Origin of the sequence: Microbacterium esteraromaticum (assembly GCF_900163815.1) — a bacterium.
Lineage (GTDB): Bacteria > Actinomycetota > Actinomycetes > Actinomycetales > Microbacteriaceae > Microbacterium > Microbacterium esteraromaticum_B.
Genome location: NZ_FUKO01000021.1, coordinates 33,013 through 40,878 on the forward strand (window position 1 = coordinate 33,013; position 7,866 = coordinate 40,878).

9 protein-coding genes are annotated in these 7,866 nt (G+C 62.6%); 7 read left to right on the forward strand and 2 right to left on the reverse strand.

The genetic code is table 11. The features are described from left to right. Positions 1–26 precede the first annotated feature (26 nt). Complete coding sequence (locus tag FM104_RS09295) at positions 27–1,919, reverse strand: heavy metal translocating P-type ATPase (RefSeq protein WP_087131691.1); 1,893 nt, start codon at positions 1,917–1,919, stop codon at positions 27–29. A 156-nt stretch (positions 1,920–2,075) separates the two neighbouring features. Here FM104_RS09295 and FM104_RS09300 point away from each other — a divergent pair, with 156 nt between their 5' ends. The 3 genes from FM104_RS09300 to FM104_RS16275 all read left to right on the forward strand — a co-directional run bounded on the left by FM104_RS09300 (position 2,076) and on the right by FM104_RS16275 (position 3,903). Beyond that, entirely contained in the window at positions 2,076–2,645 is a 570-nt protein-coding gene (locus tag FM104_RS09300; protein WP_087131694.1) for a flavodoxin family protein, read from the forward strand. Between the two features lie 91 nt (positions 2,646–2,736). Continuing rightward, on the forward strand, positions 2,737–3,576 hold the full coding sequence (locus FM104_RS09305) for a universal stress protein (RefSeq protein ID WP_087131711.1): 840 nt from the start codon (positions 2,737–2,739) through the stop codon (positions 3,574–3,576). A gap of 123 nt (positions 3,577–3,699) precedes the next feature. Then, entirely contained in the window at positions 3,700–3,903 is a 204-nt protein-coding gene (locus tag FM104_RS16275; protein ID WP_143738320.1) for a hypothetical protein, read from the forward strand. On the opposite strand, the gene FM104_RS09315 is transcribed toward FM104_RS16275, so the two are convergent. Further along, entirely contained in the window at positions 3,897–4,754 is an 858-nt protein-coding gene (locus FM104_RS09315) for a 3-hydroxyacyl-CoA dehydrogenase (protein ID WP_087131700.1), read from the reverse strand. The genes FM104_RS16275 and FM104_RS09315 overlap by 7 nt on opposite strands. Before the next feature lie 278 nt (positions 4,755–5,032). On the opposite strand from FM104_RS09315, the gene FM104_RS09320 reads away from it, so the two are divergent. The 4 genes from FM104_RS09320 (at position 5,033) to FM104_RS09335 (ending at position 7,799) form a co-directional block, all read left to right on the forward strand. Beyond that, on the forward strand, positions 5,033–5,485 hold the full coding sequence (locus tag FM104_RS09320) for a hypothetical protein (RefSeq protein ID WP_179206746.1): 453 nt from the start codon (positions 5,033–5,035) through the stop codon (positions 5,483–5,485). Further along, a complete protein-coding gene (locus FM104_RS09325) occupies positions 5,482–6,642 on the forward strand; it encodes a bactofilin family protein (protein ID WP_087013727.1) in 1,161 nt (386 codons plus the stop codon). The genes FM104_RS09320 and FM104_RS09325 overlap by 4 nt, the downstream gene beginning before the upstream one ends. Further along, positions 6,639–7,394, forward strand: a complete 756-nt coding sequence (locus tag FM104_RS09330) for a VIT1/CCC1 transporter family protein (RefSeq protein WP_087013724.1) — start codon at positions 6,639–6,641, stop codon at positions 7,392–7,394. The genes FM104_RS09325 and FM104_RS09330 overlap by 4 nt, the downstream gene beginning before the upstream one ends. Before the next feature lie 180 nt (positions 7,395–7,574). Continuing rightward, positions 7,575–7,799: a hypothetical protein gene (locus FM104_RS09335; protein WP_087013721.1), complete on the forward strand. Its 225-nt coding sequence runs from the start codon at positions 7,575–7,577 to the stop codon at positions 7,797–7,799. The last annotated feature ends 67 nt before the right edge of the window (positions 7,800–7,866 follow it).

Sequence of the window (7,866 nt, forward strand, 5' to 3'; positions counted from 1 at the left end):
GATGGACGACGGCACACAAGCTGCCCTTAATGGCGCGCTCGGTTGCCAACGACACCCGCCAATTTACGGTCGGTCGTGACAAGCCCGGTGGGAGGACCACCGAGCGCTCGGAGGGCGTACAGGATTGTCGCGAGGTCTACGACCTCTTGGATGAGAGCGCCGGCGACCGCTGGGATAAATCCCGTCATCGCGACGACCATAAGCCCGACGCTCAGCCCAATCCCGATCCAGATCGCGGTAAGTGCGACGCGAAGCGTGTGTCGCCCGATCGAGACCGCATCGACGACCTTCGCCAACGAGTCAACGAGGATGACGACGTCAGCAGCGTCGCCCGCCGCAGTCGCGCCTCTCGCGCCCATCGCAACACCGATATCGGCCGCCGCGAGTACGGGGGCGTCGTTGACTCCGTCGCCGACCATCATCATCGGTCTCGGATGAAGCTCGGCAGCGAGTTGAACCTTTTCGGACGGCAGGAGCTCTGCGTGGACATCGTCAATACCGACCGCATGCCCGATGGACTCCGCTGTCGATCGAGCATCACCAGTGAGCATCGTGAGACGCCCGACGCCGTTGGCGCGCAGCCACGAGGTGACTCCTGCCGCTTCAAGTCGCGGCGCGTCGGCGAGGACGAGGACACCTCCGAACCGACCGTCGATCGCCACATAGGCCGCGGCTTCGCCAATTCCGAGAGTTGCGCGCACCGTGTCAGGGGCGAGTGAGGTGACGAAGGCAGGCTTACCCACGACGACAGTCCGGCTGTCGATGACCGCCACGACCCCGTTGGTCGCGACCTCACTCGCATCGTCAGATGCGCGAAGAATGAGGCGGCGTTCGGTAGCGGCACGGCGGATTCCCTCGGCAAGCACGTGCGAAGAGTATTGCTCGGCGGACGCTGCGAGCATCAGGAGCTCGTCCGCGTCGACGCCCGCAACGGGGCGTACATCGACAAGATTCGGTCTACCCTGAGTGAGCGTTCCCGTCTTATCGAAGGCCGCCGAGCGCACCCGAGCCAACTGCTCGATCACCGCGCCACCCTTCATGATCACTCCCGTCTTTGCGGCACGGGAAAGCCCGCCCAGGAACGCAACGGGAGCGGCGATGAGGAGTGGGCACGGGGTTGCCAGCACGAGCACTTCAGCGAATCGGGTCGAGTCTCCCGAGATCGCCCACGCCGTGCCAGCGATCACGAGAGCGACAGCTGTGAACGGAATTGCGAAGCGATCGGCAAGACGCACGACCGGCGCGTGCGATTCTTCGGCGGCGTGAACGAGCGCCACGATCTGCTGATACTGACTGTCGGCGCTGGTGCGTACCGCTTGGATTCGAACAGCCCGCGCCCCGTTAATCGCCCCGGAGAGCACTTCGCCTCCGGCATCGAGGGTCACCGGCATGCTCTCCCCGGTGAGTGACGATTCGTCGAAAGTCCCGGATTCCGTGAGCAGGATGCCGTCAACTGGCACGATTTCCGCCGGTCGCACGAGTAGCGTGTCGCCAATCGAGACGTCGTCGACGGCAATCTCCTGCACCTCATCGGAGTCCGAAACGTGTGGACGGGTGAGAACGTGTGCGATGCGCGGCGACCGATCCAGTAACGCCGACAGATCCCGTTTTGCTCGGCGGCCTGCGAAATCTTCGAGTGCTTCGCCGCCTGAGAGCATCAAGACGATGATGAGCGCCGCGAGATACTCCCCGACGGCAAGCGTCGCGACCATCGCCACCACCGCGAGGATGTCGAGCCCAACATGCCCGCGAAGCACATCCCGCACCATCCCGATGAGCGTCCAGACTACGAATGCCCCGACATAGGCAGTGGCGATCCACCGTCCAACCGAATTCTTATCGAGGGCGTGGAGGGTGAGCACTCCTGCGAGGACTATGGCCGTGAAGACGATCACGGGATACTGCCGGAAGAAACGCATGACCTCAGCCTTTCGCGTGCCTGTCCGTGGCACCAGGGGTTGCGCTCCGCGCGACAGAAGGACGTTATCCGACAGAACCCGTCCGGATCGGGCCCGGCGATCGCCGTGTGACTTTGGTCCCTTACCTCGTGACGCGAATGCCCGCACAGTGGAGGGATGAGAACTGATCAGAAGCTTCGACCGACAGCGACGATTGTCTTCGAGTCGATGTTCGGGAATACGCGCCGAGTTGCCGAAGCGATCGCCGCGGGGATGGGCGACCGCGTTGCCGTCGTTCTAAGTTCCGTTGCCGATGTGCCTACGCAGTCACCATCCGATCTCCTCGTAGTTGGTGCCCCTACACACGCCCACTCACTGAGCCGGCCGGAGTCGCGCGCCGAGGCTGCACGATGGGCCCGCGATTCGGGATCGCGCTTGACGCTTGAGGGCGAGGGGGCTGCCACAGGGGTTCGCGAGTTGCTTGAGGTCGACCTCGCGGCAAGGCTCGGATACGTGGCTTACGACACCCGCGTTGATATGCCGAAGATCTTCACGGGGTCGGCAGCGACCACCATCGCGAAGCGACTGCGAAAGATGGGGCTGAGCGAGCTCGCTGGATCGAAGAGCTTCCTTGTAGACAAAGACAGCCGTCTCCTCGCTGGAGAACTCGAGCGCGCAGAGCAATGGGGCAACGAACTCGCCGATGTCGTAGTGGTTCTGCACGATGCTGAAAGGCAGGAATCGTGACACCTATCTGGGCTCGTCGCGCTGAAGTGGACGCAACGAGGCGGTCCATTCGCCAGCGAATCCGTTACGACGTCAAGAAAGGACGATGGTCATGAAAAATACCATCCTCGTCGGGGTCACTGACACCTCTGCTTCGCGTCGGGCCGTCGACTGGGCATCCGAACGAGCAGAAGCACATCACAGCAGAGTCGAACTCATCTCGGTCATCGGCGGAGCAGTGGGCGCCATCGGTGAGGGAGACGTGGTTAAAGATGCCATCGCTTTAACACAAGCAATGCTGGACGCAGTGGCAGTACGGGTTCGTGAGCGAGGGGTGACCGTTGGCACGCGTCTCACTCGAGGCAACCCCGTCGAGGAACTCAACGACGCTTCGAGGGCGTTCGATCTGCTTGTGATCGGAAGCGACTACCGCGGTCCGAACTCGGGGCCACAGCGCGGGCCGCACGGCATCCGAATCGTAGCGGGCTCCCATTGCCCTGTTGCTGTGGTTCCCGATATCGAACTCACCGACCGTCGCGGAGTGGTTGTCGGCGTCGACGGATCCCCAACCTCGGAACACGCGATCGAATATGCCGCTGCGGAGGCGGACCGTACCGGGGAGCCGCTTACAGCAGTCAACGCCTGGGTCACAATTCCGCTACCGAGGATCATGCATTCCTACCCAGCTGACTACCTCACAAACATGCAGCAACGCGGTGAGGAAACACTCGCGATCTCGCTCGCAGGGATCGCACAGAAGTATCCCGATCTGGACTTGCGTCGAGTCGTAGAACGAGGCTACCCGGAGGTCATCATCAATCGTCTCGCAACCGAGGCCCGCCTCACCGTCATCGGATCTCATGGACGTGGAGCGATCGGTCGCTTCCTCCTCGGATCCACAAGCCAAGAGGTCGTCTCCCGTCTGGTGAGTGCCACGGTGGTCTTACGGTAGTCACCGTTTAGGAGTACGGCAGCGATCGTCTTGGGCGCGTAGGCGCTTTCGCTAGACCCGGTACCCGAACTTGTCCTCGCCTTCCACCCGGAGATCTTCCTCGAATTCTGAGGAGTCGATGGTGTGCACCTCCAAGAAGATGATTCTGGACTTCCGTGGGATGCGACTGTACTGCCGCTCGGCGGCGTTCCTTGTCCGGTGTTCCTGGTGGCTTCCGCCGTCGAGTTCGTGCGCCACGATCCTGATCTCGCCGCGCTGGGAGTCCGCTCGAAGGAGTTCCACCGCTGTGTCGTCCCGACACGGGTGCTTCGGGCGCTCGATCAGTAGTTGTAGAAGCCCTCACCGGTGGCGGTGCCGAGCTTGCCTTTGTCGATGTAGTTGGCTTTGAGGTAGCCCGCCCACGCTTGGGATCCAGGTTCCGGACTCGCCACCGCGACGTTGTACGCCGTTTTCAATCCTATGACGTCGTAGATCTGGAAGGGGCCAGCCGGCGCCCCGGTGGCGATCCGCCAGGTCTTGTCGATGGTCTCCGGGTCGGCGACGCCTTCAAGAAGCAGTTCCGCGGCGGCGTTGAGGAGGGGAACAAGCAACGAATTCAGGACGTAACCTGCCTTCTCCTTCTTCAGTTCGATCGGAACGAGGCCACTGCGGCGGGCGAAGTTCACCACTGCCTGGTAAACGACCGGATCCGTGTCCGTGGTCCCCATGACCTCGGCTGTGTTCTGCCGCCACACGTTGTTGGCATAGTGCAGTGCAAGGAAGCGGTCAGGTCGTCCGGTGAAATTCTTGAGATCGCTGGGAAGGAGCGTTGACGAGTTCGTCGCGAAGATCGTGCCAGCCGGGGCCAGAGTGGCCAGCTTCTCGTAGAGTGCTCGCTTGATCTCAAGACTCTCCGGCACCGCCTCGACGACAAGGTCAGCGCGGGACACAGCATCTGCGAGATCTGTGGAGTAGCGGACGTTGTCGAGGGCGGCTGCCGTTGTCTTGTCCGTCGCACCGGCAACCTCGTCCGCGACATAGACGGTGGCAAGCTTCGCCATGCGCGCTCGAGCACCATCAATAGCATCGTTCGTGAGATCGTACGCAACAACATCGAAGCCGTGGAACGCTGCCTGATACGCGATCTGGGAGCCGAGGACACCCGTTCCGAGAACCGTGAGCTTTTGAATGTCATGCATGAGTGCAACTTTCTGAACGGGTAGTAGTGCTCGAGATGTCGTTAAGCGGTCGTGTCGGGACCTGCGGCCGCATCTGGGGTTATCGACGACGCTAGGCAAACCTCGCGGTGATTTGCAGGGCCAAAGGTCCCGGTGTGCATTGCTGCGCCAAGTACGCGGGGGGACCTTCGGCCCTACACCTTCAGAGAAGCGCGCGCGAGCATCAGAGGTATGAGGAAGCAGCAGGAAGCCAAACACGTCTGGCGTGAACTGCTGCGCGCCGCGGTGGCTCGTACGCTGTGTACGCCGTGAGGGGCTGGGCCCGCAACGTATTGCTTGGGCTTCTCTACTTCGGCGCAATCTCCGCCTTCGCGGGAGGGGTCCTCGGCGTCGCAGCGAATGGCGCCGGCGTTCCATTGGCGTATCTCGATGGGACGCCGTTCACCTCTTACGTAATCCCAGGCCTGATCCTCGGCTTGGTCGTCGGCGGCACGCAGGGGGTGGCTGCTATCGCCACTCACCGTCGACACCCGGGTGGTCTGCTCACTGCAGCCGTCGCCGGGTTTGGAATCACGATCTGGATTTTCGTGGAGATTGCCATCATCGGCTACTCCTGGCTGCAGTCCATCTACCTCACCCTCGGCATAGGCGAAGTGGCTCTAGTCCTGGTGTTGCTCGGGATCCTCCATCCTTCACACACTCGGTCCGACGCTCACCCGGCCGACCATGCCATAAGAAAGGTGCCCCAATGAATTCCCTGCCACGCACTGTCCGCTATATGTCCGCCGCTCTTGCCGTCGGCTTCCTGGTTCTCAGCTCAGGTGCGGTAGCGTCCGCCTCGACCTCAGCTCCGTCACCCGCTGCCCCCTTCTCCGTTACAGACGCTCGTGAGGGACCACAGTTCTATGCCGATGCGATCGTCAATGTGTCGGGGGATATCGACGGCGATGTGTATGCGGCGGGCCAGTCGGTAACCGTCAGCGGAAACGTGACCGGCGACGTCATCGCGGCTGCGCAGACGATCACAATCACTGGCACTGTGGATGGCAACGTGCGCCTGTCCGCGCAGTCCATCACAATCAACGGGAAAGTCACTCACAGCGGCACAATCTTCGCCGCAGACATCAACATCGCCGAAACTGCGTCATTGGGTGATGACCTGGTTGGGGCGGCGAGCACCGTCGCCATCGCTGGCGAAGTGGGCCGTGACGTTCTCGTTAGTGTCGACCGCCTTACCATCGGGGGGTCAGTCGGTGGTGACGTCTCATACGTCAGCGACAGCAAGGCTCACATCGCGGACGGGGCAGTTGATGGCTCCGTCGAGCGTGTGGCGACCCCACAGTCACCCAAGGTCGAGGTGTCACCGTGGGCGGCGATCGTCGCTTGGTTTGTCGGTTTGCTGTATGCGCTGGTCGCGTTCAGTTTGGTGACGTTGCTTGCTGGGCTGCTTATTCCCCGCTGGCTGCAGCGAGTGACGGATCAGCTTGTTCCGTCCCCCTGGAAAGCGCTGCTGGTCGGGTTCGTTGGATCTTTCGCTATCCCGATCGGGCTGCTGGTCCTTCTAGTTACCGTCGTCGGCGCGCCGTTGGCGTTTGCAGGACTGCTGGTGTGGGTCGTGCTCACGCTGTCCACGTTCGTGTTCGCGTCCTTTTACATTGGTCGACTACTGCTGCGGGGCGGTCAGCATCCGGTGGTCAAGTCGCTGGTCGGCGGTCTGATCCTCATCGTCGCACTCCAGATCCCGTGGCTGAACATCCTGGTGTGGTGCGCGATGGTGTTCATCGGTCTCGGCGCTCAGCTACTGAAATTCCATGGCGAGCGACCCTGGCGGTATCGCTCCGGCACGGAATCCGCGCCCTCGCCGCTCCCTGCGGGAATGGTCAACGAGCAGGCACCTCCGGCGCTATGAGCCGCGCTACGGATGCAAAGAAGCAATCACCTCAGCCCGCCTCCGGCGCTCATCCGGACGAACCGCACCGTGGTGACCTCGCAGGGCGTCTGAACTGGCTCCGCGCGGGCGTGTTGGGGGCGAATGACGGCATTGTCTCGGTGGCATCACTGGTCGTGGGTGTGGCCGGTGCCACGAGCGAGTCGGCCCCTTTGCTGGCCGCTGGCGTAGCCGGACTTGTCGGAGGGGCGATCTCGATGGCGCTCGGCGAGTATGTGTCGGTGAGTAGTCAGCGAGACAGCCAACGGGCTCTCATCATCAAGGAACGGCGGGAGTTGGCCGATGAACCCGTAGCGGAACTCGACGAGCTCGCCGGGATCTACGAAGCGAAAGGTCTAAGGCCCGTGACCGCGCGTCAGGTGGCGGAGGAGTTGACGGCTCATGATCCGCTCACCGCGCACCTCGAGGCCGAACTCGGCATCACCGAGGCTGCCGTCGTTAGCCCCTGGGCTGCTGCTGGAGCGTCGGCGCTGGCGTTCACGCTCGGAGCGCTCCTCCCGCTGCTCGCCATCTTGCTTCCCCCGCAGGCGATCCGCGTACCGATCACCTTCACCGTTGTCCTCATAGCACTCGCTGTCACCGGGTTCACCAGTGCGAGGATCGGAGGAAACTCGGCTACCAGACCGACGATCCGGGTCGTGCTCGGCGGAGCGCTCGCACTCGCGGCGACTTTCGCACTCGGCTCCGCCCTCGGGACGACCGGAGTTGTCTGATGGCGACATTCGCTGTCCCCCGAAGATGTCGGTAAGGCCGCTAGGGTGTGTCTGACAAAGACTGGGAATGGGGACATTCGTACAGGGCGCCGTGAGAATGTCCGCTTGATCTGAGACCAGTGGGATGCCCGGGCTGGAGACCATCTGGCCGGCTGGCTCTTCTAGCGCGAGACTGTGTCCATGGATATTGAGCGGTGGTGGCCGAGGCTGAGCGTGGGAACGCGCGAGTGGCTGACGGCGAACAATGGCGAGGTAGTTCCGGCTTCTGTTGTGAGCGAGATCACCGATGCGGGTGGGGGTCCGGCCGCTGGTGCATGGTGGGTTGGAGAGTCCGGGGCCGACGGGAATTTCCTCTCTGACGCGGCGATCGATTGGATCGAGGAAGCAGCGAACGGTGAGCACTGAGCGTCCCTCGGCCTAGGTGTTCTTCCCACGGAGGTTGTGAGCAGCGTGGCGTGATGGGATAGGCGAG